The organism is Bacteroides sp. DH3716P, assembly GCF_025914115.1.
GTDB lineage: Bacteria > Bacteroidota > Bacteroidia > Bacteroidales > Bacteroidaceae > Bacteroides > Bacteroides ovatus.
Window position 1 is genome coordinate 934737 of record NZ_CP083673.1, and the last position, 23761, is coordinate 958497.

At 43.5% G+C, this 23761-nt stretch carries 20 protein-coding genes and 1 tRNA gene; 9 read left to right on the forward strand and 12 right to left on the reverse strand.

Going from position 1 to position 23761, the window contains the following annotated elements; translation table 11 throughout:
- Positions 1-5 precede the first annotated feature (5 nt).
- The 4 genes from KQP79_RS03215 to alaS all read right to left on the reverse strand — a co-directional run bounded on the left by KQP79_RS03215 (position 6) and on the right by alaS (position 6827).
- Complete coding sequence (locus KQP79_RS03215; RefSeq protein WP_008650585.1) at positions 6-1013, reverse strand: FecR family protein; 1008 nt, start codon at positions 1011-1013, stop codon at positions 6-8.
- Between the two features lie 34 nt (positions 1014-1047).
- Positions 1048-1605 (reverse strand): RNA polymerase sigma-70 factor, encoded by a 558-nt coding sequence (locus KQP79_RS03220; RefSeq protein ID WP_061448266.1) that lies wholly within the window; start codon positions 1603-1605, stop codon positions 1048-1050.
- Positions 1606-1632: 27 nt separating this feature from the next.
- Positions 1633-3870, reverse strand: a complete 2238-nt coding sequence (locus tag KQP79_RS03225) for a GH92 family glycosyl hydrolase (RefSeq protein ID WP_061448267.1) — start codon at positions 3868-3870, stop codon at positions 1633-1635.
- A gap of 338 nt (positions 3871-4208) precedes the next feature.
- Positions 4209-6827 (reverse strand): alanine--tRNA ligase, encoded by a 2619-nt coding sequence (gene alaS / locus KQP79_RS03230; RefSeq protein WP_004305396.1) that lies wholly within the window; start codon positions 6825-6827, stop codon positions 4209-4211.
- A 171-nt stretch (positions 6828-6998) separates the two neighbouring features.
- Between alaS and KQP79_RS03235 the strand changes: the two genes are divergently transcribed.
- Together KQP79_RS03235 and KQP79_RS03240 are read left to right on the forward strand one after the other, a co-directional pair.
- Positions 6999-7967, forward strand: coding sequence for a M23 family metallopeptidase (locus tag KQP79_RS03235; RefSeq protein ID WP_234120531.1), 969 nt, complete (start codon positions 6999-7001; stop codon positions 7965-7967).
- Between the two features lie 20 nt (positions 7968-7987).
- Positions 7988-8332, forward strand: a complete 345-nt coding sequence (locus tag KQP79_RS03240) for a MerR family transcriptional regulator (RefSeq protein WP_004301384.1) — start codon at positions 7988-7990, stop codon at positions 8330-8332.
- A 123-nt stretch (positions 8333-8455) separates the two neighbouring features.
- On the opposite strand, the gene KQP79_RS03245 is transcribed toward KQP79_RS03240, so the two are convergent.
- The 5 genes from KQP79_RS03245 to KQP79_RS03265 all read right to left on the reverse strand — a co-directional run bounded on the left by KQP79_RS03245 (position 8456) and on the right by KQP79_RS03265 (position 14656).
- Entirely contained in the window at positions 8456-10696 is a 2241-nt protein-coding gene (locus KQP79_RS03245) for a RelA/SpoT family protein (RefSeq protein WP_008776780.1), read from the reverse strand.
- Positions 10697-10768: 72 nt separating this feature from the next.
- Positions 10769-12064, reverse strand: coding sequence for a lytic transglycosylase domain-containing protein (locus KQP79_RS03250; RefSeq protein WP_004301388.1), 1296 nt, complete (start codon positions 12062-12064; stop codon positions 10769-10771).
- Between the two features lie 33 nt (positions 12065-12097).
- A complete protein-coding gene (locus KQP79_RS03255) occupies positions 12098-12985 on the reverse strand; it encodes a DUF5683 domain-containing protein (protein ID WP_004315141.1) in 888 nt (295 codons plus the stop codon).
- Positions 12986-13876, reverse strand: coding sequence for a ParB/RepB/Spo0J family partition protein (locus KQP79_RS03260; protein ID WP_004301392.1), 891 nt, complete (start codon positions 13874-13876; stop codon positions 12986-12988).
- A 15-nt stretch (positions 13877-13891) separates the two neighbouring features.
- Positions 13892-14656 (reverse strand): ParA family protein, encoded by a 765-nt coding sequence (locus KQP79_RS03265; RefSeq protein WP_004310990.1) that lies wholly within the window; start codon positions 14654-14656, stop codon positions 13892-13894.
- A 355-nt stretch (positions 14657-15011) separates the two neighbouring features.
- Here KQP79_RS03265 and surE point away from each other — a divergent pair, with 355 nt between their 5' ends.
- From surE to KQP79_RS03280, 3 genes are all read left to right on the forward strand, one after another.
- Complete coding sequence (surE, locus tag KQP79_RS03270) at positions 15012-15779, forward strand: 5'/3'-nucleotidase SurE (protein WP_008776782.1); 768 nt, start codon at positions 15012-15014, stop codon at positions 15777-15779.
- 78 nt (positions 15780-15857) lie between these two features.
- Entirely contained in the window at positions 15858-16994 is a 1137-nt protein-coding gene (gene lpxB, locus KQP79_RS03275; RefSeq protein WP_004310988.1) for a lipid-A-disaccharide synthase, read from the forward strand.
- 94 nt (positions 16995-17088) lie between these two features.
- The gene (locus KQP79_RS03280) at positions 17089-17880 is read left to right on the forward strand and encodes a NigD-like protein (RefSeq protein ID WP_004310987.1); all 792 of its coding nucleotides are present in this window, start codon (positions 17089-17091) and stop codon (positions 17878-17880) included.
- A 106-nt stretch (positions 17881-17986) separates the two neighbouring features.
- Here the strand turns inward: KQP79_RS03280 and KQP79_RS03285 are convergent, their stop codons facing one another.
- The 3 genes from KQP79_RS03285 to rsfS are packed head-to-tail and all read right to left on the reverse strand — an operon-like array spanning position 17987 to position 21371.
- Positions 17987-18835, reverse strand: a complete 849-nt coding sequence (locus KQP79_RS03285) for a phosphatidate cytidylyltransferase (RefSeq protein WP_004310986.1) — start codon at positions 18833-18835, stop codon at positions 17987-17989.
- Positions 18836-18851: 16 nt separating this feature from the next.
- Positions 18852-21002 (reverse strand): ATP-dependent zinc metalloprotease FtsH, encoded by a 2151-nt coding sequence (ftsH, locus tag KQP79_RS03290; protein WP_022199101.1) that lies wholly within the window; start codon positions 21000-21002, stop codon positions 18852-18854.
- A 9-nt stretch (positions 21003-21011) separates the two neighbouring features.
- Positions 21012-21371: a ribosome silencing factor gene (rsfS, locus tag KQP79_RS03295; RefSeq protein WP_004310984.1), complete on the reverse strand. Its 360-nt coding sequence runs from the start codon at positions 21369-21371 to the stop codon at positions 21012-21014.
- Between the two features lie 264 nt (positions 21372-21635).
- Between rsfS and KQP79_RS03300 the strand changes: the two genes are divergently transcribed.
- The 4 genes from KQP79_RS03300 (at position 21636) to KQP79_RS03315 (ending at position 23756) form a co-directional block, all read left to right on the forward strand.
- Positions 21636-21706 (forward strand) — tRNA-Gln (locus tag KQP79_RS03300).
- 173 nt (positions 21707-21879) lie between these two features.
- Positions 21880-23142: a site-specific integrase gene (locus KQP79_RS03305; RefSeq protein WP_061448018.1), complete on the forward strand. Its 1263-nt coding sequence runs from the start codon at positions 21880-21882 to the stop codon at positions 23140-23142.
- The gene (locus KQP79_RS03310) at positions 23139-23408 is read left to right on the forward strand and encodes a hypothetical protein (RefSeq protein WP_061448019.1); all 270 of its coding nucleotides are present in this window, start codon (positions 23139-23141) and stop codon (positions 23406-23408) included. The genes KQP79_RS03305 and KQP79_RS03310 overlap by 4 nt, the downstream gene beginning before the upstream one ends.
- 27 nt (positions 23409-23435) lie before the next feature.
- Positions 23436-23756: a helix-turn-helix domain-containing protein gene (locus tag KQP79_RS03315; protein ID WP_004310981.1), complete on the forward strand. Its 321-nt coding sequence runs from the start codon at positions 23436-23438 to the stop codon at positions 23754-23756.
- Positions 23757-23761 lie beyond the last annotated feature (5 nt).

The window sequence follows — 23761 nt, forward strand, 5'->3', positions numbered from 1 at the left end:
ACTTCTTATTTGGGAGAAATGAAGATATTGTTTCCGACAATTTTATAATCAATAGGTATAGAGTTTTGCAATGATTTCAACACTGACTCGATATTCGATTTCCTTTTCAGTACACCGGAGTAAGTTTTACCCGTCTGAATGTCAGGAGACAGAATGATTTTCACATCATAGAAACGCTCCAGCGCTTTGGTGATGGTGAAGATATCTGCTTTTTGGAATGGAATCAGATTATCGTGCCAAACAGCATCCAACTTGGCATCCACTTGTTTCACGGTCAATCGTCCATTATTTTTGTTCAGTTCTGCACGTTGTCCCGGAGTGAGGATAATCTGCCCCTCTTCCTTATTGCCTTTTACTTCAATCTCACCTTCAATAAGTGTCGCCTCTGCTATTCGGCAACGTTTATCGGATTTTAAATTGAACGTAGTTCCCAATACGCGTACGCGTATTGCATCACTTTGAACGGTGAATGGCTTATGGCGGTTTTTGGTGACCTCAAAATAAGCTTCTCCTTCCAGGTAGACATTGCGTTCCTTTTCGGAGAACTCACGTGGATATTTCAAGGTTGCTGCATTGTTCAGCCAAACCTTGCTACCATCCGGTAAGACTACCTCCTTAACAATGCCTTCGCTGGCTACTGCGACCATCATTTGTTGATTGTTTCCGCTTTGATAGAACCAATATCCGATTCCACCACCCATGACCAACATTGCAGCAATCACTGCGGCATATTTCATCCAGCGATGCATGCTTAGTATTTTGCTCTGTTTACCTTTCTCTTCGTCCAGCTTTTTATAGAGTTGTTTTTCCGCACGAAGTATCCGTTGTTCATCAGTGTACTGGTCGAATTTACCCAAATGATAAATTTCTTCCATACGAAAGAGCTGGCGGGCGTTTTCTTCCGATTCCTTCATCCAGGCATTGACCTCGATAAGCTCTTCTTCAGAACACTGTCCTGTCAGATATCTGTTTATTATTTCTTCACTCAGATTACTCATTTTCTTTTCCTTCATATTAGTAATACAATTCAAAACGCAAAAACACTTATTATAATCGCCATAAAAATAAGAAAAGAATCGCCCAAAGAGGATCGAGTCGGCCACGCAAGTATTTTAAAGCCTTATACATATGGGCTTCCACCGTGCGGAGTGAAACTCCGAGAATATCGGCTATTTCCTTGTTTTTCATATCATGCAGATAGCTAAGTTTGAAAACCTCTTTGCATTTGTCAGGGAGCTCATTAATTGCATCATGAATTTCCTTGCGGAGTTCCTTATCTTCGATCCTCCGAATCACTTCGTTGTTGTCCGGTTGATAGAATTCTGCGCGTCTTTGGTTGATTTCTTCCATGGCAACACAATAACCTTCTTCCACACTGCGGTGTTTCAAGACGTTAAGGGCACGGGTGTAAACGGCACGATAGAGAAAGGCCTGGATTTGGTCGCCTATCTCTATGTGGTCTTTTCGCTTCCATAATTCTACAAATACGTCCTGCACTACATCCTCTGCTTCTTCTTCTCCCACCAGACGGGTAGCATAGAAAATCAGGCTGGGATAGTACCGGCGAAATAGTGCTTTATAGGTTATATCGAAGTTTTCGTTCATTCTCTCAATTGGTTGTTCTGGTTTGGCTTATGGGTTATTTTCTTCGAATATGACTCCAATTGCTTTAGGGGTGTTACTCATTTCGAATTCGACAGTTGCTCCACTCATGATTTGCTCGTGAGTAAGATATGTTTTGTCATACGGTTTTCCATCTATTTTGATGGATTGGATATAGATATTTTCTTTGTTCACTTTGGGGGCCAGTACGGTGAAAGTCTTTCCATTCGCCAGATGTAATTGCATTTCCGGGAATAGGGGAGTACCTATCTCGTATTTTCCACTGACGGGATTGACGGGGTAGAATCCCATCGCACTGAATACATACCATGCTGACATCTGTCCGCAATCTTCGTTGCCACAAAGACCGGCTGGTTCGTTCTTGTAGAGCTCGTTCATCACTTTGGCTACATATTCTTGTGTGCGATTTTCGTGTCCTATAGCATTGAACAGATAAATAACATGATGGCTCGGTTCATTGCCATGCGCATATTGTCCTATCATGCCCGTGCTGAAGATAGGTAGTTCGTCATCTGCTGCCGGATGATAGGTGAACATACTGTCCAGTTTTTCGGCAAATCGGTTTTTACCTCCTACAAGGTCGATCAGTCCGTTAATGTCATGCTGTACAGACCAAAAGTATTGCCATCCGTTGCTTTCGCAGATGTGTGGCGTATAGTCATCGGCTTTGAAGTCCTTGATAAAGATGCCTTTGTCGTCACGTGGCTGCATGAAAGAAGTAGCGGGGTTATATACATTCTTGTAGTTTTGAGAACGTTTGTAAAATTCGTCCGCAATGTCTTGTTTGCCCATCTTCTTCGCCATTTCGGCAATGCAATAGTCATCGAAAGCGTATTCCAGTGTTTTGGATAACGACCAGTTTTCTGCGTTGTAGTGGTCTGTTACGTTGTAAGGTATGTATCCTAATTCTTTGTAGAGTCCGATGCCGCGGTAATTATCCAGATTAGCCGTTGCTATGCAAGCATCCAAGGCTTTCTTTGCGTCGAAGTCGCCGATTCCTTTCAGATAGGCGTCTACAATAACAGGTACAGCATGATAGCCGATCATCATGTCTGTTTCACTTCCGTAGAAGTTCCACACCGGTAGGCGGCCATTCTGTTCGTAGAAGGCGATGAAGGATTTCACCATGTCGTTGACACGCTCGGGTTCGGTATAAGTAAAGAGCGGGTGGGCGGCACGATATGTATCCCATAGGGAGAAAGTGCTATAATTAACCCAGCCGTCGGCTTGGTGCACTTTCTTATTGGGGCCGTAGTAAGCTCCGTCTACATCACTGTAAATAGTTGGAGCAATCATTGAGTGATAAAGAGCGGTGTAGAAGTTTACTTTATCGTTCTCATTATCGCTTTTTATTTCAATCTTTCCGAGCTGGCGGTTCCAGTTTGCTTTTGTTTCAGCCAAGTATTTGTCGAAGTCATTTTCGGGGACTTCAGCTTGCAGGTTTTTGGCTGCTCCTTCCATACTGACACCGGAAATGGCAGTGTTTACTAATATCTGTTCATCCTTTTGGGTATTGAAATCGAAGCGGGCGATAACAGCGGTGCCGATACGTTTATTGTCTTTGATGATGGCAGTTGTGTCCAGTTCCATTTTCTCAAAAGGCTTGGAGAATCGGGTGCGGAAATAGATGTGTTGATCGCGTGCCCAGCCGTCGGAGAAACGGTAACCTTGAATGGTGACGGAGTCTACGACTTCGATATGAGAATCGTTGGTAAAATCCCAGTTCATGGCTTTCTTCAGATTTAAGAAGATAGCAGATTGGGCTTCCGGAAACGTATAACGTTGGATACCACAACGCTCGGTGGCAGTCAGTTCGACGTTGATGTTATAATCAGTCAGGCGTACTTGATAATAACCGGCATGAGCACTTTCATCCTTGTGGGAGAATTTAGAATGGATGCCAAGCGGTGCTTCCGCTTCTTTGTAGGGAAGAGTGACAGGCATGAAAGAGATGTCATACAAATCTCCCGCTCCAGTGCCGGAGAGATGCGTGTGGCTGAAACCGGCAATCGTACTATCCGGATAGAAATAACCAGAGATACGGTCCCATCCGGGGAGTCCATTATCCGGGCTAAGTTGCACCATGCCGAAAGGAGCTTGGGCACCAGGATAAGTGTTTCCAGTGAAGTCTGTTCCGATAAATGGATTTACATAAGATGTGTAATCTATTTCGTGTTTTTCTTGCGTAGGGGTACAAGAAATGAGCATGCAGGTTAACAGCAGGCATAGATAAGCAGGTGTTCTCATCATTCTTTAGGTATTAGTGATTACTTATTTTATTTATTTGAAGGATAAGAAAAATAATTAATCTGGTCACAAAGGTAGAAAAAAACTGTGACAAGCCTAAATTATAGGCTTAATATTTTTTAAGAGAGACAAATAGACTTCTACATCCGGTCGATATTCCTCGGTGCCGGACAGTGCTTATCGGTGCCTCGATTAGTGTAATATTTAGGCGCGGATTTCGTAGATTACACGGTTTTAAGAATAAAAAATCCGTGTAATTCGCGTAATCTGCGCCTAATTTTAAATCTTTATGTAAAACGAGCCTATTATCTTTTTATTAGACTCCTTTTCATTTACTTTTAGATTCCTGCTAGCTCCAGTACTTTTTCAACAGCTGCCGGTAGTCCGTCAGTGTTTTTACCTCCTGCGGTTGCAAAGTGAGGCTGACCACCGCCACCGCCTTGAATTAGTTTGGCAGCTTCTTTCACTAAATTGCCAGCTTTCAGACCACTCGCAACCAGATTGTCGCTAAGCATGACTGTCAGCATCGGTTTTCCGTTATCTATATTTCCGGCAACGAAGAACAAGTTTTCTGTAATCTCACCACGAAGTTGGAAAGCGATATTCTTCACTACTTCTGCCGGTAGCGGAGCACAGAACTTAACCACTTTGATGCCGTGAATTTCTTGTATATTCTTCAACAGTCTTTCCTTCAGCGCTGCTTCTTTTTCTTTCATGAAGTCTTCCACCTGCTTCTTCAATCCTGCATTTTCATCCAGATATTTGCGGATTGCAATACCCAAGTCAGGAGCATTGTTGAAGAGAGCCTTCAAGTCGCTAAGTGTATCTTGTATTGTATCCAGCATTTCTTCCACGCGTGCTCCGGTATAAGCTTCAATACGGCGAACGCCGGCAGCAACAGAACTTTCGGAGATGATTTTTACCATACCGATATTTCCGGTTGCAGCTACGTGTGTACCACCGCAGAACTCGATAGAAGTGCCGAACTGGATCACACGAACTCTGTCGCCATACTTTTCACCAAAGAGAGCGATAGCTCCCAACTCTTTAGCTTCCTCGATAGGAATATTGCGATATTCTTTCAATGGGATATTAGCGCGGATTCTTGCATTGACGATATGTTCAACTTTACGGATTTCTTCATCGGTCACTTTCTGGAAGTGAGAGAAGTCGAAACGCAATGAATCCGGTGTAACCAATGAACCTTTCTGTTCGATGTGTTCACCCAATACTTCACGTAAAGCAGCATCCAGCAAGTGGGTCGCCGAGTGATTGGCTGCGCAGGCAGCACGTTTGTCGGTATCTACACAAGCCATCATCGGAGCTTCCGGATGTTCGGGTAGCTTTTTGGTAATATGTATCGGAAGATTATTCTCTTTCTTTGTGTCGACCACTTCAATCGTCTCGAACTCGCTCACCAATACACCTGTATCACCTACCTGACCACCACTTTCTGCATAGAACGGAGTATAGTCGAGTACAATCTGATACAATGTCTGGTTCTTTTGTTTGATCTGACGGTAACGAAGGATAGAAGCCTCGTATTCAGTGTAATCGTAACCAACGAATTCAGTAGTCCCTTCTTTCAGTACAATCCAGTCACCTGTTTCGATGGCGGCGGCATTACGTGCACGCTGTTTCTGTTGCTGCATTTCTTCATTGAACTCTTCAATGTTGACAGTCATTCCGTTTTCACGGAGAATCAGCTCTGTCAAGTCGAGCGGGAAACCGAATGTATCATATAAAGTAAAAGCATCTTTACCGCTGATTTCAGTTTTTCCATTGGCTTTGGTATCTTCCATTGTCTTGTCCAATAGACGGATACCAGTTTCCAAAGTGCGGAGGAATGATTCTTCTTCTTCCTTGATTACTTTTTCAATCAGTGTCTTTTGTGCAACCAGCTCAGGATAAGCTTCTCCCATATTATCAATCAATACAGGAAGCAACTTATACATAAATGCCTGTTTCTGTCCGAGGAAAGTATATCCGTAACGAACAGCACGGCGAAGGATACGGCGGATCACATAACCAGCTTTCGCGTTAGAAGGCAACTGACCGTCTGTGATAGAGAATGCAATAGTACGGATATGGTCGGCAATTACACGCATGGCGATGTCCTGCTGCTTATCTTTTCCGTATTCTGTACCCGACATAGCTGCAATAGCTTTCAGCATTGGCTGGAATACGTCTGTATCGTAGTTGGATGTTTTTCCTTGTAAAGCCATACAAAGGCGTTCGAATCCCATACCGGTGTCAATAACCTTTGCAGGAAGCGGCTCAAGGCTGCCATCTGCTTTGCGGTTGTATTGCATGAATACGAGATTCCAGATTTCAATTACCTGCGGATGATCGTGGTTCACGAGGTCGCGACCGGAGATCTTGGCGCGTTCTTCAGCAGGACGGAGGTCGATATGGATTTCGGAACAAGGTCCGCAAGGTCCTGTATCACCCATTTCCCAGAAGTTGTCGTGTTTGTTACCGTTGATGATGTGATCCTTTGGCAAGAACTGTTCCCAATAAGAAGCAGCTTCGTCGTCACGGCTCAATCCTTCTTCGGGACTTCCTTCAAATACGGTTGCATAGAGATGTTCCGGATTCAGTTTCAAGACTTCTACCAGATATTCCCACGCCCAGCTGATCGCTTCTTTCTTGAAGTAATCGCCGAACGACCAGTTACCAAGCATTTCAAACATGGTGTGGTGGTACGTATCGTGTCCTACTTCTTCCAGGTCATTATGCTTTCCGCTTACACGCAAACATTTTTGCGAGTCCGCGACTCTTTGGTATTTCGCCGGATGGTTACCCAAAATAATATCTTTAAACTGGTTCATACCCGCGTTCGTAAACATCAGGGTAGGGTCATCTTTAATCACCATCGGAGCCGAGGGAACGATGTGGTGTCCTTTCGACTCAAAGAAATTCTTGAATGAATCTCTGATCTCTTTTGCAGTCAACATATAATGAAGAATTATGATTTATGAATTATGAATTATGGGCTGTGGGATATGAGAGAGGGGAAGAATCCCCAATAAATCATAAATCACAACTCATAAATTCGTAAAAACTGTGCAAAGATAGCTTGTTTTTATTACTTTTGCCGTATTAACAAGCGAAATATTTCCAAAAAGATGCGCAAAGTATACTACATCTATAATCCACAGACCCAGACTTATGATCGAATTTACCCTACCGTACGGCAGCGTGCGCTTAGTATCCTGCGTCGGCTTTTCTATGGAATGGGGTTGGGAGCAGGTTGCTTTATTGTATTGCTTTTGATTTTTGGTTCTCCGTCGGAGAAGGAATTAAGAATTGAAAACAGCCGTCTTTTGGCGCAGTACAATGTGCTTTCCCGGCGTTTGGACGACGCTATGGGGGTGCTTCAGGATATTCAGCAACGTGACGATAATCTGTATCGAGTGATTTTACAGGCAGATCCTGTTTCTCCGGCTATTCGTCAGGCAGGTTATGGCGGGACGAACCGTTACGAAGAACTGATGGATTTGGCGAATGCCAAGCTGGTGGTGAACATGACTCAAAAATTGGACGTGCTTTCCAAAAGGCTTTATATCCAGTCGAAATCTTTCGATGATGTGATTGATATGTGTAAGAACCATGATGAGATGCTGAAATGTATTCCGGCCATACAGCCTATTTCGAATAAGGATCTTCGTCAGACAGCATCCGGTTATGGTACACGTATCGATCCTATTTATGGTACGACAAAGTTCCATGCAGGCATGGACTTCTCTGCTCATCCGGGAACGGATGTATATGCTACCGGAAACGGAACAGTGGTGAAAGTGGGATGGGAAACCGGATATGGTAATACCATTGAGATAGATCATGGCTTCGGGTATCTCACTCGGTATGCTCACTTGCAGGGATTTAATACGAAAGTCGGAAAGAAAGTGGTACGTGGTGAGATTATCGGAAAAGTGGGTAGTACAGGAAAAAGTACCGGTCCGCATCTGCATTATGAAGTGCACGTGAAAGGGCAGGTAGTGAATCCGGTCAATTATTATTTCATGGATTTGAGTGCCGAAGATTATGAAAAGATGATTCAGTTGGCAGCCAATCATGGTAAAGTATTCGATTAAAATCTTAAAACAGGAGTGTTATGCTTAATACAGACAAAGAATTGAAGCTATATTATTCAATAGGGGAGGTTGCCGACATGTTCGGAGTCAATCCGTCATTGCTCCGTTTTTGGGAAAAGGAATTTCCGCAAATCTCTCCTAAGACAGCGGGAAGAGGAATACGTCAGTACCGCAAAGAAGACGTAGAAACGATCGGTCTTATCTATCATTTGGTAAAAGAAAAGGGCATGACACTTCCCGGTGCCCGGCAACGTTTGAAGGATAATAAAGAAGCTACGGTTCGTAATTATGAGATTGTAAATAAGCTGAAAGCGATAAAAGAAGAGCTTTTGGCTATTAAACGCGAATTGGATGGACGGGAATAAATAAATGCTAATCGATCATGGATTCGATAGGCAAGAAACCTCATAACAAAATGAACGGTGAACAATTTGCATGATACTGCAACTTATTCACCGTTCATCGTTTTCTTATTTACCGTTTGAAAGCTATTCTTCTACACGGCTCACCTGTTTGATATTCTGTATTTTCTTCAGATTGTTGCAGATGGTTTTTACATCATCCACATCATGTACCCATAACTGAATTTTTCCTTCAAAGATACCATCTTCGGTTTCGATGGTTAGCTTACGGATATTTACATTGAGCTGCCTGGAGATAACCTGGGTGACTTCATTCAAAAGTCCCATATTGTCTATACCTTTTATATATATATATACCAGGAAAGATAATTCTTTGTGTGTATCCCATTCTGTTGCTAATATACGGTTGCCATAACTGCTCTTCAGTTTGGCGGCAACAGGGCATTGGCGTTTGTGGATAATGATCCGGTCGTTTTCATCCACATATCCCAATACATCATCACCGGGAATAGGATGGCAACATTCGGCCATGATATATTTCTTCTGCAAACTTTCTTCCGTCAGTTTGAGCACCTCTTTCGGGTTGATTTTTTCTTTTTCCTGCGGTTCTTTCTCTTCCTGCTTCTCTTTGCTATTGCCGAAAGAGAAAGTCAGATATTTCTTCCAGTTACTGGTTTGCTTTTCTTTCAGTTCATTCTTGTCCGCTTCTCCCAAAACGATTGCTTTACTGCCAATGGCAGCCAGCAGTTCTTCCTCATTCTTGGCATTATGCAGTTTGCGTAGCTTTTCGATAACAGCTTCTTCCGGACGGACTTCCTCCTTTTTCAGAAACTCACTAAGGATTTCTTCTCCTATCTTCTGGTTTGCTTTACGCTCTTTGCGGAGAATGGCTGCTATCTTGGCGCGGGCACGGGCAGTGGTTGCAAAAACTTCCCATTGCGGTTGTACGCGTTGCGATTTTGAAGTAAGGATTTCAACTTGGTCACCACTTTGCAATTTGTGGCTCAACGGCACTAATTTATGATTGACTTTGGCGCCAATACAATGGCTACCAATATCCGTGTGCAGGGAAAATGCAAAGTCGAGAGCCGTAGAGTTCTGCGGCATAGTCTTCAGTTCGCCTTTAGGAGTGAACACGAATATTTCAGAAGCAAATAAATTTAGCTTAATGGTATCCAGAAAGTCAATGGCATCCGGTTGCGGATCATCTAATATCTCCTTAATCGTTCTTAACCATTTTTCCAATTCACCTTCATCCTCGCTGCCTCCTCCTTCTTTGTATTTCCAGTGGGCTGCGAAACCTTGTTCGGCAACGTCATTCATCCGTTCACTACGAATCTGGACTTCAATCCATTGTCCGTTGTTACCCATCAGAGTGACGTGCAATGCCTGATAACCATTAGCTTTAGGATGGCTGACCCAATCGCGCAAACGGTCCGGGTGGGGTTTGTATATCTTGGAGATAGAAACGTAGATATCGAAACAGTCATTGAGCTCTTCTTCTTCATTACGTGGTTCGAAGATGATTCGAACAGCCAGTAAATCGTATATTTCTTCGAAAGGAACATGTTTGGTCTGCATCTTGTTCCAGATGGAATAGATTGATTTTACACGGGCAAGTATCCGGTATTTCAATCCCATCTTATCCAGTTGGGTACGAATCGGGGCCGTGAAGTCGTTGAAAACCTTGTCACGTTCAGCGGCAGTAGCATTCAACTTCTCTTCTATTTCCGCATATTCTTCGGGATGTTCATATTTGAAGCTTAGATTCTCAAGCTCCGTTTTTATCTTATAAAGCCCCAAGCGGTTGGCAAGTGGAGCATAGATGTAAAGCGTTTCGCCTGCAATCTTATATTGCTTGTTGGGTAACATGGAACCAAGGGTACGCATGTTGTGCAAGCGGTCTGCTATCTTGATAAGAATGACCCGGATGTCGTTCGACATGGTGAGCAGCAACTTCTTGAAGTTCTCTGCCTGTGCCGAAGCGCGGTCACCGAAGATTCCACCGGATATTTTAGTCAGTCCGTCCACAATCTGGGCGATCTTCGGACCAAAGATATTCTCGATGTCTTCCACTGTGTAATCAGTGTCCTCTACCACATCATGCAGCAAGGCTGCACATATAGAAGTGGAACCGAGACCTATTTCATTGCATACAATGCTGGCAACGGCAATCGGGTGCATAATATAAGGTTCGCCCGAACGGCGTTTGATACCTTTATGCGCCTGATTGGCAAAGTTGAAAGCCTTCGTAATGATTTCAACTTTTTTGCGATGCTTAGTATTGAGATAATCATTCAGTAGTTCGTGGAACGCCTGATTAATCATCTCTTCGTCAGCTATTTCTTTGGGGGCCAGATTATCCATAATTGTTATCCTTTCACTTGCTTAGTTCTGCAAAAATAAGCAAATTTCCGAACGATGCAAGCAGGAAGTTATTTATTTGTATATTTTCAATCGTTTTCCTGCTGCAATTTTAGTGCTAGACATTCCATTCCACCTTTGTATATCCTTAATTGTGACACCATACTTTCTGGCAATAGTGGATAAAGTGTCTCCACTTTTTATTGTATAATAGGTCAGATTTCCCTTACCGGCAACTGCTGATGTCGTTTTGCGGGTTGCAGGTGTAATATCCTTTACAGCAACGGTTTTCCGGTTGCGGAACAACTCATCGGCACGATGCGTATAAATCGTATCTTGCTTATCGATAAAAGTACTGATCGCGTCAATAGGCAGTCTTAACGTATAAGGTTTGCTGTCACCCGGAATCATTTGCTTCTTATATTGCGGATTCAGACTCTTGATCTGATCCAGAGGTACATTACAAAGGTCAGCGATTTGTTCGAAGTGCAGATTTTTGTTTACTTGCACTGTGTCAGTACTTGCCGGAATATTAGTTTCCATCGGGCAGATATTGTGATCGCAGTAGTAAGTCATCACATAGTTGGCAGCGATAAAGGCAGGCACATAGCCACGTGTTTCTTTAGGCAGATAATTGTAGATTTTCCAATAATCAGTTTCGCCATTGGCACGGCGGATTGCCTTATTGATTGTACCGGGACCACAGTTATAAGCAGCAATCACAAGATTCCAGTCTCCATAGATATCGTACATTTCTTTGAGATAACGTGCGGCAGCCCAAGTTGCTTTAATCGGGTCGCGTCGTTCATCTACCAGGCTGTTTGATTCCAAGCCATAGATCTTACCTGTACCGATCATAAATTGCCACAGACCGGAAGCGCCTGCGCGCGACACGGCAGAGGGGTTCAGTGCAGATTCGATAATCGGGAGATATCTAAGTTCCAGTGGAAGTCCGTATGCATCCAATGCTTCTTCAAAAATCGGCATATAGAAGTTGCAGGCACTCAACATGAAAGAAACCTGATTACGCAAGCGTCCTGCATACATATCGATGAATTTGCGGATAATATCATTATAAGGCATTTCCATGATAGCCGGAATGCGTGACAAGCGGTCGATATAGACAGAGTCGCTGAATAAAGGGTTGATTTCAGCTGTACTGCAATCTTTGCCTAAGTCAATATAATTTTTGGCTTTCCAGTCGTTCAACAGACTGTCAAGTGGATATGTCATACTTTTAGGCAGGTCGATGCTTTCTTTGCGTTCAGTTCCATTTTCACGAATCACTACATCTACACTTTGCGCTTTTACCTGCGACGTTGCCACCAGTAAAAGAAAAATAATCGAACAATAGTTAACTAATTTCTTCATGCTTCAATAATAAGATCAATCTAAATTGTGTTTTTAAAATCGTAATACGCATTGCAGACCAACCGACTTGCTTTTTAAACTGCTAGAGCGGAACTGGTTGTTATTGTCGATAACAGCCGGTTCTACTTTCATGCTCAAGTCGGGGGTTATATCGAAGTTAGACAACTCTGCATCTACATAAGCGTCGATGATAGAGATCAGATAAACTCCGATAAAAGCAAATATACTAAGGTCCCGATAACGACGGAACATATCTTTTCTTCGTTTTAGTGTGTTTTTTAGCTGCTCCTCATTATAAGTGGAGTTCGGGGGCAACAAATCTTCGTAACTTTTCGTATTCGGATTGCTGTCCATAATGTCCAGATAGGCTTGCGAATAGTCTTTGTACATCTTACCGTTCCAACTTAAGGCGTAAGCACAACCAGCAAATCCCCCATATATAATAGGTAATTTCCAGTATTTACGGTTGTAAATCTGTCCTCCACCGGGGAATACGACTGCCAACCACGTTGCTTTGGTCGGATTCGGGATAAATATTTTCTTGTTAATATCTTGAGCAGGTGGCGGCACAGTGTCGGTCTTTACAACAATGGAGGCAGGTTGCTCTATCTTTTTCAGCTCTTTCTTGTTGGCTGCATCCAAGCTGTCCGCTATCTGTATTTTAGCAGCTGACAAACTGTCGATGGCCGGAAGTTCTTTGGATGGTATGATTTGGATAGAATCCTTCTTCACCGAGTCCTGTATAATCGGATCACGATGCCTTCGTGCACGGGCTTTCGGCGCTTCGCGCTGTATGATTGTTGTATCTTTCCGTGCCGGAGTAACAGTGGATTGTGCATACACATCAATCCCTGCCACCTGTAAAAAACAGAGAAGCAGGGCGCTGACTAGTAACTGATATTTCTTACTTTTTCTTGTCATTTACTTCTTTAGCGTATCGAAGATTTCCATGATACGTTCCAGTTCCTCCTCGTTCCCGAAAGGAATACTGATCTTGCCTTTTCCCTTTTCAGAGCAGGTGAGTTGTACCTTGGTGTTGAAAAAGCCGGAGAGTTGTTGCTTCAATAAGTTGAATTCTTCAGGAAGTTTGCCACGTTTGGGTGTTATTTTCCGTGTGCCGCTTTTCACAGCTTCTCCTTCGCTTAATGATTTAACAATTTCTTCTACTTTGCGGACTGAATATCCGTGTTCTTGTATTTCTTCGAATATTTTAACTTGTAGTTTAGGGTCGCCTAATGAAATCAGTGCACGGGCATGTCCCATGTCCAACTGCTTGTTTTGCAGGGCCATCTGTATCGGAGCCGGCAATTTCAGTAAGCGCAGGTAGTTGGCGATCGTCGTTCGTTTCTTTCCGATACGTTCGCTAAGACGTTCCTGTGTCAGTTCGTACTGATCGAGCAGATGCTGGTAGGCTAGTGCGATTTCTACGGCATTCAGGTCTTCACGCTGGATATTTTCAATCAGCGCCATTTCCATCATGTTTTCGTCGTCGGCAGTGCGTATATAAGCAGGGATCGTTTTCAGTCCTGCTCTTTGTGATGCACGATAACGACGCTCTCCCGCGATGATCTGATACTCATCGTCCGAGAGTTTGCGTAAAGTGATAGGTTGGATGATACCGATTTCCGCAATGGAATCAGCCAGTTCCTGTAATGCTGTTTCGTCAAACTCACGGCGGGGCTGGTTGGGATTGACAGTAATCTTTGCCAGCTCTATTTCATTAATGGAAGAAGACCCTTCGGTTTTCACATCATCCATTGAGAGCAAGGCGTCGAGACCACGTCCTAATGCATTTCTTTTTTGTGTTGCCATATCTTCTTCTTTCTTTTATTTATTTCGGTTGATAATCTCTTTAGCAAGAGCCAGGTGGTTTTTGGCGCCGGTAGATTCCGCATCGTAAAGGATGGTCGGGACACCGTAGCTGGGAGCTTCGCTCAATTTCACATTTCGTTGAATAACGGTGTTGAATACCAGTTCCTGGAAATGACGTTTCACTTCGTCGTAAATCTGATTAGCCTGACGCAGACGAGAGTCATACATTGTCAGTAAGAAACCTTCGATTTCTAAAGCCGGATTCAGTTTCGACTTGATGATTTTGATGGTATTCAACAATTTGCTGATACCTTCAAGAGCAAAATATTCAGCTTGAACGGGGATAATCACGGAGTCGGCTGCCGTCAGGGCATTGATCGTGATCAGTCCTAATGAAGGCGAACAGTCTATCAGGATATAGTCATATTCTTTCTTCAAAGGGGTGAGTACTTCTTTTAGTATCTTTTCTCGGTTTGGGAGGTTCAGCATTTCAATCTCTGCTCCTACGAGATTGATGTGCGAAGAGATTACTTTCAAAGAATCAATCTCCGTATCAAGGATAGCGTCCTGTACGTTGGCTCTGTCAATAATACATTCATAGATAGTGCATTCCGACTGCTTGATGTCTACTCCCAGACCGGAAGAGGCATTAGCTTGCGGGTCGGCATCTATCACGAGTACCTTTTTTTCCAGTGTAGCAAGTGAAGCTGCGAGATTAATCGTAGTCGTTGTCTTTCCTACACCGCCTTTTTGATTGGCCAAAGCAATAATTTTTCCCATATTCTCTAAATTTATTGGCAGCGAAATAAGTGATAAATCCTTAGAGCGCCTACGAAAAAAGAGAAACTTTGCAATTTCTGTTGATAAGTCGCCTGTTTTGTTAATAACTGTCGGACGAAACGGTTACCAAACTTCGACAGGTTCATCATTTACCTTTCTCTTTATGAGCTTGCAAATATACATATTTATATTGGATATTTATTTCTTTTTTTGCTCGCTTGCAGAAGATTAAGATTTGTAAACGGGTAGGAGTGGGGGTGAAAGAGACTTTTCGATCTGATGCGGGGAGGTGTTTGGTGGTACGGCTTCTTTTTGTTACTTTTGTGCGAATATAAAAAAGGAAAGGATTGAATATATGGAAAAAGAGAAGCCGTTGATACTTGTTTCGAATGACGATGGCGTGATGGCTAAAGGTATTAATGAACTGGTGAAGTTTCTTCGCCCTTTGGGTGAGATTATAGTGATGGCACCTGATGCTCCGCGTTCCGGTAGTGGGTGTGCGCTGACGGTGACGCAGCCGGTTCATTACCAGTTAGTAAAGAAAGAAGTGGGCTTGACTGTTTATAAATGTTCGGGAACACCGACCGATTGCATCAAATTGGCACGAAACACAGTGCTCGATCGGACTCCGGATCTGATAGTCGGCGGTATCAATCATGGAGATAATTCTGCCACCAACGTGCATTATTCCGGTACGATGGGAGTGGTTTTTGAGGGCTGTTTGAATGGAATTCCTTCTATTGGCTTCTCCTTGTGCAATCATGCACCCGATGCTGATTTTGAAGCTGCCGGACCTTATATCCGCAATATCGCTGCCATGATCTTGGAAAAAGGACTTCCTCCTTTAACTTGTCTGAATGTGAACTTCCCCGATACAGCCGATATAAAAGGAGTGAAAATCTGTGAACAGGCGAAAGGACGTTGGACGAATGAATGGGCTGCCTGCCCTCGTCTGAATGATTCTAACTATTTTTGGCTGACCGGTGAATTTACCGATCATGAACCTGAAAACGAGAAGAACGATCATTGGGCTTTGGCAAATGGTTATGTTGCTATCACCCCGACTACGGTTGACGTGACGGCTTATCACTTTATGGACGAACTTAATAAATGGTTTAATTAGTTGAAATTTGAAAAAGAAAGCATGACGCCCTGTTAGTCATCTATCCCTACCAACTCTCAACTCTCAACTCTCAACTCAATGAAGTATTATCTGATTGTCGGTGAAGCTTCCGGCGACTTGCACGCCTCTCATCTGATGGCTGCCTTAAAGGCAGAAGACCCGCAGGCTGATTTCCGTTTTTTCGGAGGTGACTTGATGGCGGCTGTCGGAGGAACGATGGTGAAGCATTATAAGGAGTTGGCATACATGGGATTTATCCCTGTATTACTCCATCTGCGCACTATCTTTGCAAATATGAAGCGTTGCAAAGAAGACATTGTTTCCTGGGAACCGGACGTTGTTATTCTGGTAGATTATCCGGGATTCAATCTTGATATTGCCAAGTTTGTCCATGCAAAGACACAGATACCGGTTTACTATTATATTTCTCCGAAGATATGGGCGTGGAAAGAATACCGTATCAAGAATATAAAACGAGATGTAGATGAGCTTTTCTCCATTCTTCCTTTTGAAGTGGAATTCTTCGAAGGAAAGCATCAATACCCCATTCACTATGTAGGAAACCCTACGGTGGATGAGGTGGCAGCCTATCAGGCAGCTCATCCGAAAAATAAGGAGCACTTTATTGCGGAGAACCAATTGGAGGATAAGCCGATTATCGCTCTTCTTGCCGGTAGCCGGAAACAGGAAATCAAAGATAATCTGCCGGATATGTTGAAGGCTGCTTCCGCTTTTCCTGATTATCAGCTTGTCTTGGCCGGTGCACCTGCCATTGCTCCCGAGTATTATAAACAATATGTAGGAGAAGCGAAAGTGAAAATCATTTTCGATCAGACTTATAGCCTGTTGCAGCATGCAGATGTAGCTTTAGTTACTTCGGGTACAGCTACGCTTGAGACGGCATTGTTTCGTGTTCCTCAAGTGGTTTGTTATTACACTCCGATCGGGAAAGTGGTTTCTTTTTTGCGGCGTCATATCCTGACAGTGAAATTTATTTCGTTGGTAAATTTGATTGCCGACCGTGAAGTAGTCAAAGAACTGGTGGCAGATACGATGACCGTGAAGAATATGCAGAGCGAATTGAGAAATATCATTGAAAATGAAGCATATAGAAATGAGATGCTTTCGGGGTATGAATATGTAGCCGAACGGTTAGGACCTGCCGGTGCTCCCCGTCATGCAGCTCGTGAAATGCTGCGTTTGTTGAAAAAATAACTTTCTTTTTCTGAATAAACGTAAAGCCGATGCAGTAAATGCACGGCTTTTTTATTTATAAAGCAGAAGACTAAAATAATGAAAGGAAAAAGATATGAAAAAATTTAAGTGGCTTTTAGGAATCTTATTATTGGCATTAGTGCCAATGTTGCAATCATGTGATGATGATGGTTATTCTATTGGAGATTTCAGCTGGGACTGGGCGACTGTTCGTGCAACCGGTGGAGGAGGATATTATTTGGAAGGTGATAATTGGGGGGTGATTGATCCGGTTGCTACTTCTATTCCTTGGTTTAAACCAGTGGACGGTGAACGTGTTGTGGCTTTTTTCAATCCTTTGTATGACATGGAAGGAGGAAAAGGAGTTCAGGTGAAGATGGAAGGCATACAGGAACTGTTGACAAAAGAAGTGGAAGATATGTCGACAGAGGAAGAAGCGGAAGAATTCGGAAATGATCCTATTCTGATTTATCAGGGTGATATGTGGTTGGGAGGAAAGTTCCTGAACGTAATTTTCCGTCAGGAGTTGCCTCGTTCGGAGAAACATCGTATCAGCCTTGTGCAAAATAAGATGGAACCGGGAGAGCCGGGCGAACCGTCAGAACCGGGAACATTGAATGTGGATGAAGATGGTTACATACATTTGGAACTGCGTTATAATACATATGAGGATGTGACTGACTATTGGGGATGGGGACGAGTTTCTTATAATCTGGAAAAATTCTTCCCTACGCCGAAAGATTCCTGGGTAGCACCCAAAGGGTTTAAGGTGACAATAAACTCAAGAGAACATGGAGAAGGAAGAGTGATTGTGCTTGATCTGGATCATCCGGTCGGTGTACCGGAAGCAGCGAAGGATGTTCATTCCACTTCTTCGATCCGATAACCTAACTATGATTTACTGTGTGTGAAAAAGGTCGGGATACTTCCGTAGAAGTTCCCGACCTTTTGTATTTTGTTTCAGCTCTAATCGATTGAGAAAGAATCCCCCGTTAGAACCATGTTAATGCATATAGATAAACGACTGCTGCCGGTATAGCCATCAGGGAACTGTCAAAGCGGTCGAGCATCCCACCGTGTCCCGGAAGAATGGTTCCCGAATCCTTAACGTGCAACTGGCGTTTCAATAACGACTCCGTCAGGTCGCCCCATGTGCCGAATATAACAACCACCAAGGCCAGTCCTGCCCATTCAATCATTGACATAAATGGGAAGTAGTGAGCGAGTATAAAAGATACTCCGATTGCTACCACTCCGCCGCCGATAGAACCTTCCCATGATTTCTTGGGAGAGATACGTTCAAATAACCGGTGTTTGCCGATCAATGAACCGATGCAATAGGCTCCCGTGTCATTCAGCCAAAGGAAAATAAAGATAGATAGCGGTAGGATAGGATTGTAACTTACGCTACTGTATTCTGATCCCGGATCGTTATGGAATGCTAATACATTCAGCAAAGCAAAAGGTAGTCCGATATAAAGTTGGCTAAGCATAGAATAAGCCCAGTTAAGTACCGGGTTTTCCTTTTTCAGATACAACTCGCTAATCATCATGTAAAGCAATAAAAGCACATACGGGATGAATATCTTCGAATCGGCCGCATCAATGCAGAATCCCATGATTGCAAGGAATAGGTAAGCCCCGCCGAGCATATTAATAGTCTTGTTTATCTTCACTCCTTCTGCGCGCATATTTACCAGCTGTCCGAACTCATAAATGGTCAGTGCGCTGATAGCGGTAAACAGAATACCAAAGCTGAATGCGTCATAAAGGATGCCCCCCACCAAGATGGCAACGAAGAGTACACCCGTAATAGCTCGTTTTATGAAATTATTAATCAAAATCTATTCGTTTTAATTAGTTGGACCCGTTAGCTTCTTCTTCATTGGATTTACCCTCTACGGTAACTTTGCCCTCCACAGTAACCTTTTTACCTTCTGCGGCAACTTTGGTGTCTATGGGTGCTTGTTTTTCCTTTGCGGTATTTTCAGCTTCCTCTTCTTTGATTTCTTTTTCTTCTTCTTTCAGCTTTTGGGCAAGTTCTCTTTCAGCTCTTGCGGCATCCTGACTTTCTTTAGCAGCCATGATTTCTTCCGAACGGGAAGCCCAAGGGCGTTTACCGAAGATGCGTTCAACGTCTTCCGCGAAGATTACTTCTTTGTCAATCAGTAATTGCGTCAGTTCGTTGTGTCCTTCTTTATTCTCCGACAGAATTCTCTTGGCACGGTCATACTGCTCGTTTACCATTCTCTTGACTTCTTCGTCAATCAATTCGGCTGTCTTTTCGCTGTATGGACGGTTGAAAGAATATTCATCGTTGTTGTAATAACATAAGTTCGGCAGCTTGTCGCTCATACCTAAATAAGCAATCATGCCGTATGCCTGCTTAGTCACCCTTTCCAGGTCGTTCATGGCACCTGTTGAGATGCGGCCGAGGAATAAATCTTCAGCGGCGCGTCCTCCCAAAGTAGCACACATTTCGTCCAGCATCTGCTCCTTGGTAGTGATCTGACGTTCTTCCGGCAGATACCAGGCAGCTCCTAATGCACGTCCGCGAGGAACGATTGTAACTTTAATCAATGGGTTGGCATATTCCAACAACCAGGAGATAGAGGCGTGTCCTGCTTCATGCAAAGCGATAGAGCGTCTTTCTGCTTCCGTTGTAATCTTGGTTTTCTTTTCCAGACCACCGATGATGCGGTCTACCGCATCCAGGAAGTCCTGCTTGCTTACGAATTTCTTTCCGTGGCGGGCAGCGATCAGTGCAGCCTCATTGCAGACATTGGCAATATCCGCACCCGAGAATCCCGGTGTCTGACGTGCCAGCAAGTCCACATCTACACTATCGTCTATTTTAATCGGGCGCAAATGCACGCCAAATACTTCTTTACGTTCGTTCAAGTCGGGCAGGTCCACGTGTATCTGACGGTCAAAACGTCCTGCGCGGAGCAGTGCCTTGTCGAGTACGTCTACACGGTTGGTAGCAGCAAGGATAATCACACCGCTATTGGAACCGAAGCCGTCCATTTCTGTCAGCAACTGATTCAATGTGTTTTCGCGTTCGTCATTTCCTCCCATTGCAGGGTTCTTGCCACGGGCACGTCCTACGGCATCAATCTCATCAATAAAGACGATACAGGGAGCTTTTTCTTTAGCCTGTTTAAACAAGTCGCGAACACGGGATGCACCTACACCCACAAACATTTCCACGAAGTCGGAACCAGCCAATGAGAAGAAAGGTACATTCGCTTCGCCGGCCACAGCTTTGGCAAGCAATGTTTTACCGGTTCCCGGAGGGCCTACCAGCAATGCTCCCTTGGGTATCTTACCTCCCAAATCCGTATATTTCTGCGGTTCCTTTAAGAACTCTACGATTTCCTCCACTTCTTGTTTTGCTTCGGCCAGCCCCGCTACATCTTTAAATGTAATCTTGATGGCTCCGCCTTTTTCAAAAAGCTGGGCTTTTGATTTTCCTACATTAAATACGCCGCCGGGGCCACCACTGCCGCCTCCGCTCATACGGCGCATGAAGAATATCCATAACGCAACCAGCAAGACAAGCGGGAGTACCTGAATCAGAATTGCGGGGAAAATATCCGATTTGGGCGGATAGTCGGATGAACCGTCAAAATGACCGGCTTCCTTTTCTGCCTGCAAAAACTCTTCCAGTTTATCGGTAGACGGGGTTCTACTTGTAATGACAGGGTTGCGTCCCACCTTGGTAGAGTCGGCTCCAAAAACAGCCCCTACGGCAGTCGGTTTGAGGAAAGCTTCGATTGATTTATCTTCATAACCCAATACTTTGCTGACATAACCCTTTTTTACATAGTCCTGAAACTCGCTGTAAGTTACAGCTTTGCTTCCTGCTCCTTTTGAATCACTGCCCCACCAGAGGCCGAGAAGCATAAGGGCAATAATCATATACATCCAGTTCAGGTTGAACTTGGGCATATTAACCTTATTGTTAGGTTTATTGCTATTGTTATTATTGCTATTATTATTGTCCATAATCATTAATTAGTCTAGATCGGGGATTTGAGTAAGTTTGGCATCTGCCCAGAGGTGCTCAAGATTATAAAAAGCTCTTGTCTCCGGCAAAAAAACGTGTACCAATACATCGGCATAGTCCATAGCTACCCATTCTGCATTTCGGAGTCCGTCGATTGCATAAGGCTTGCTGTCCGCACCTTTGCGTGTAAATTCCTTGATTGAATCTACTATTGCACTCACTTGACTGGGAGAATTTCCCTGACAGATAACGAAATATTTACAGATGGTATCTTCTATGCTGGTTAAATCGGCAACGACTATCTTTTTACCTTTTTTCTCTTGAATTCCTTCTTTTATTTTTTCAATTAATACTTTAGTATCGTTCATTCCTGTAATTGGGATTAATAATTCATGTTCTCTATTTGTTTATAACAAAAAAAGGTGACCCTTTGTTTCTGATAATAAACGTGATATTTTTGACAAATATACGCTGATTTATTGGATACAAGAAAGTTATCCCTCAATTTTTGTGTTTTTTAGTGGAGATACTTTTGTTTGGAAAGCTTATTTGGACATTTTTGCAAAAAAAATATCGGATTTGTTTTGAATTCCCAAAATATTTGTATCTTTGCACCCGCAAACGAAAATCATTGGGCTATGGTGTAATGGTAACACTACAGATTCTGGTCCTGTCATTCCTGGTTCGAATCCAGGTAGCCCAACAAAACACCAGCTTTTTACTGACAAAAACCCGCTAAAAATGCAATTTTAGCGGGTTTTTTTGTGCTTTGACAAATACCATCCGAAAAAAGTTGACGCTAATTCGGTGGCTAATTCGGTGACACGAATGCTCTTTTTTGATATTTTTTTGAGTGGTTCTCAAAAAAAAATAACGATGAGCCAAAAAAAGCAAACTTTCAATGTTCTTTTCTGGATAAGGAAAGGAAGAACGAATGAAAAACTGTCACCTCTTTCATGTCGGGTTACGATTTCGGGACAAAGATACGAAATTCCCACGAAACTATACCTACGGTCTGAATCATGGTCGGCAGTTGCGCAAAAGTCACTTGGTAAGACCGCCAATGACAAAGAAGCCAACCGGTATATCGAAGATTTGAAAATCACGATCGAAGATACCGTTACCAAAATCAGACAGAAAAACTACCCTCTCAACATTGAGAACTTCAAACTCATGTTTCAGACACAGGATAATGAGTTCTCTACCATCAGCACACTGTTTGATTACCATGAAATCATGGAGAAGAAAAATCTCCGTGCCAGTACATTTGTCGGCTATCACGTAACGAAGAAACACCTGCTCAACTTTATACGTATCAAATACCATGTCTCTGACTATGATTTGACCGCCATTGACAAAGCTTTCGTTTATGAGTTTTACGCCTATCTGCAAGGCTATAAGAGGGAAGGGGAGACCGTATGCGCTGTCAATGGTGCATTGAAGCATATCCAGCGTTTCAAAAAGGTGATGAATGTCGCCCTGCAAAACGAATGGATAAGCCGGAACCCTGTCTGCCTGCTCAACGCCAAGAAAACGAAAGTAGAAAGAGGATTCCTGTCCGAAAAGGAACTGAAGAGCATCGAGGAAGTCCCTTTGCCCGTCAACCTCTCCATCGTGAGGGACGTGTTTGTATTTGCTGTCTACACCGGGCTGTCATTTGTCGACATCAGTAACCTGACGAATGAAAATATAAATGTCGGTATCGACAAAAGCTTGTGGCTGAACTACTATCGTCAGAAAACGGACATACACGCCATGCTGCCTTTATTGCAACCTGCTGTCTGTATATTAAAGAGGTATGAAGCATACCACAAAGGAAAACGGACTAATCATGTATTCCCGGTACCGCCCAACCAGGTGGCAAACCGATACCTGAAAAAAGTGGCCAAGGAAGCGGGAGTAGAGAAAAATATTACCTTCCACATGGCCCGACACACTTTTGCCACCACTATCACCCTGTCTCACGGCATACCGATTGAAACTGTGTCAAAAATGTTGGGACATACCAGCATCAAGACGACGCAAATCTACGCTAAGATTCTGGACACGAAAGTCATGGACGACATGGCGGCTCTCAAAGAATTGTACACCAGAAAGGAATCTCAAAAATCACCCGATAATAAAGCCGTAAACGGATGAAAACAACCGCAACCATCAGCCAGGAAGAACTGGAGCAGAAAGCTGTCGATAGCATGATAGCATACGAGAAGAACCTCATTTCCGGACAGGAAATGAAGGAAGCAGTCACCCGTGCGCTGCATCACTACGCCAACAGGGAAGGACACCGGGAAATCGTTCTGAAAGGGTGGATTATAAAAACCATCTACGCCCTCGACAGCAGCCAACTGAAAGACCTCGACCGGGTAGCTTTCACCTGCATGGATAAACAGCCGGTTAACCCCTGATAATTAACTCACATAAAAAACAAAATCATGAAAACAGAAACCAACAGCATGAGAATCGTGAAACCTGAAAAGGAATCTGAAAAAGCAGTCGTGGAACCCCAAAAGGAGAAAGCCACCGGAAAACCGAAGTACAAACCCGTGGAACCCGTCACACTCGAAACTGTTCCGGAAGATGCCGTGTTCATCCGCTCCACGGATGTATGCAAATTGCTCAACATCAGCAACTCAACGTTAAGGAACATGCGTGCGGAGCACGCAATCCCATTCTACAAACTGGGTGGGATATTTCTCTACAGCAAAGAAGAAATCATGAATTACCTCGCATCCAATTACAGTAGAAGAATCTAGCGAAA

What these genes read in the sequence shown, in the direction of transcription:
- KQP79_RS03215 (WP_008650585.1), bottom strand. Translation starts at nt 1,013, where the DNA reads ATGAAGGAAAAGAAAATGAGTAATCTGAGTGAAGAAATAATAAACAGA.
- KQP79_RS03220 (WP_061448266.1), bottom strand. Translation starts at nt 1,605, where the DNA reads ATGAACGAAAACTTCGATATAACCTATAAAGCACTATTTCGCCGGTAC.
- KQP79_RS03225 (WP_061448267.1), bottom strand. Translation starts at nt 3,870, where the DNA reads ATGAGAACACCTGCTTATCTATGCCTGCTGTTAACCTGCATGCTCATT.
- alaS (WP_004305396.1), bottom strand. Translation starts at nt 6,827, where the DNA reads ATGTTGACTGCAAAAGAGATCAGAGATTCATTCAAGAATTTCTTTGAG.
- KQP79_RS03235 (WP_234120531.1), top strand. Translation starts at nt 6,999, where the DNA reads ATGCGCAAAGTATACTACATCTATAATCCACAGACCCAGACTTATGAT.
- KQP79_RS03240 (WP_004301384.1), top strand. Translation starts at nt 7,988, where the DNA reads ATGCTTAATACAGACAAAGAATTGAAGCTATATTATTCAATAGGGGAG.
- KQP79_RS03245 (WP_008776780.1), bottom strand. Translation starts at nt 10,696, where the DNA reads ATGGATAATCTGGCCCCCAAAGAAATAGCTGACGAAGAGATGATTAAT.
- KQP79_RS03250 (WP_004301388.1), bottom strand. Translation starts at nt 12,064, where the DNA reads ATGAAGAAATTAGTTAACTATTGTTCGATTATTTTTCTTTTACTGGTG.
- KQP79_RS03255 (WP_004315141.1), bottom strand. Translation starts at nt 12,985, where the DNA reads ATGACAAGAAAAAGTAAGAAATATCAGTTACTAGTCAGCGCCCTGCTT.
- KQP79_RS03260 (WP_004301392.1), bottom strand. Translation starts at nt 13,876, where the DNA reads ATGGCAACACAAAAAAGAAATGCATTAGGACGTGGTCTCGACGCCTTG.
- KQP79_RS03265 (WP_004310990.1), bottom strand. Translation starts at nt 14,656, where the DNA reads ATGGGAAAAATTATTGCTTTGGCCAATCAAAAAGGCGGTGTAGGAAAG.
- surE (WP_008776782.1), top strand. Translation starts at nt 15,012, where the DNA reads ATGGAAAAAGAGAAGCCGTTGATACTTGTTTCGAATGACGATGGCGTG.
- lpxB (WP_004310988.1), top strand. Translation starts at nt 15,858, where the DNA reads ATGAAGTATTATCTGATTGTCGGTGAAGCTTCCGGCGACTTGCACGCC.
- KQP79_RS03280 (WP_004310987.1), top strand. Translation starts at nt 17,089, where the DNA reads ATGAAAAAATTTAAGTGGCTTTTAGGAATCTTATTATTGGCATTAGTG.
- ftsH (WP_022199101.1), bottom strand. Translation starts at nt 21,002, where the DNA reads ATGGACAATAATAATAGCAATAATAACAATAGCAATAAACCTAACAAT.
- rsfS (WP_004310984.1), bottom strand. Translation starts at nt 21,371, where the DNA reads ATGAACGATACTAAAGTATTAATTGAAAAAATAAAAGAAGGAATTCAA.
- KQP79_RS03305 (WP_061448018.1), top strand. Translation starts at nt 21,880, where the DNA reads ATGAGCCAAAAAAAGCAAACTTTCAATGTTCTTTTCTGGATAAGGAAA.
- KQP79_RS03310 (WP_061448019.1), top strand. Translation starts at nt 23,139, where the DNA reads ATGAAAACAACCGCAACCATCAGCCAGGAAGAACTGGAGCAGAAAGCT.
- KQP79_RS03315 (WP_004310981.1), top strand. Translation starts at nt 23,436, where the DNA reads ATGAAAACAGAAACCAACAGCATGAGAATCGTGAAACCTGAAAAGGAA.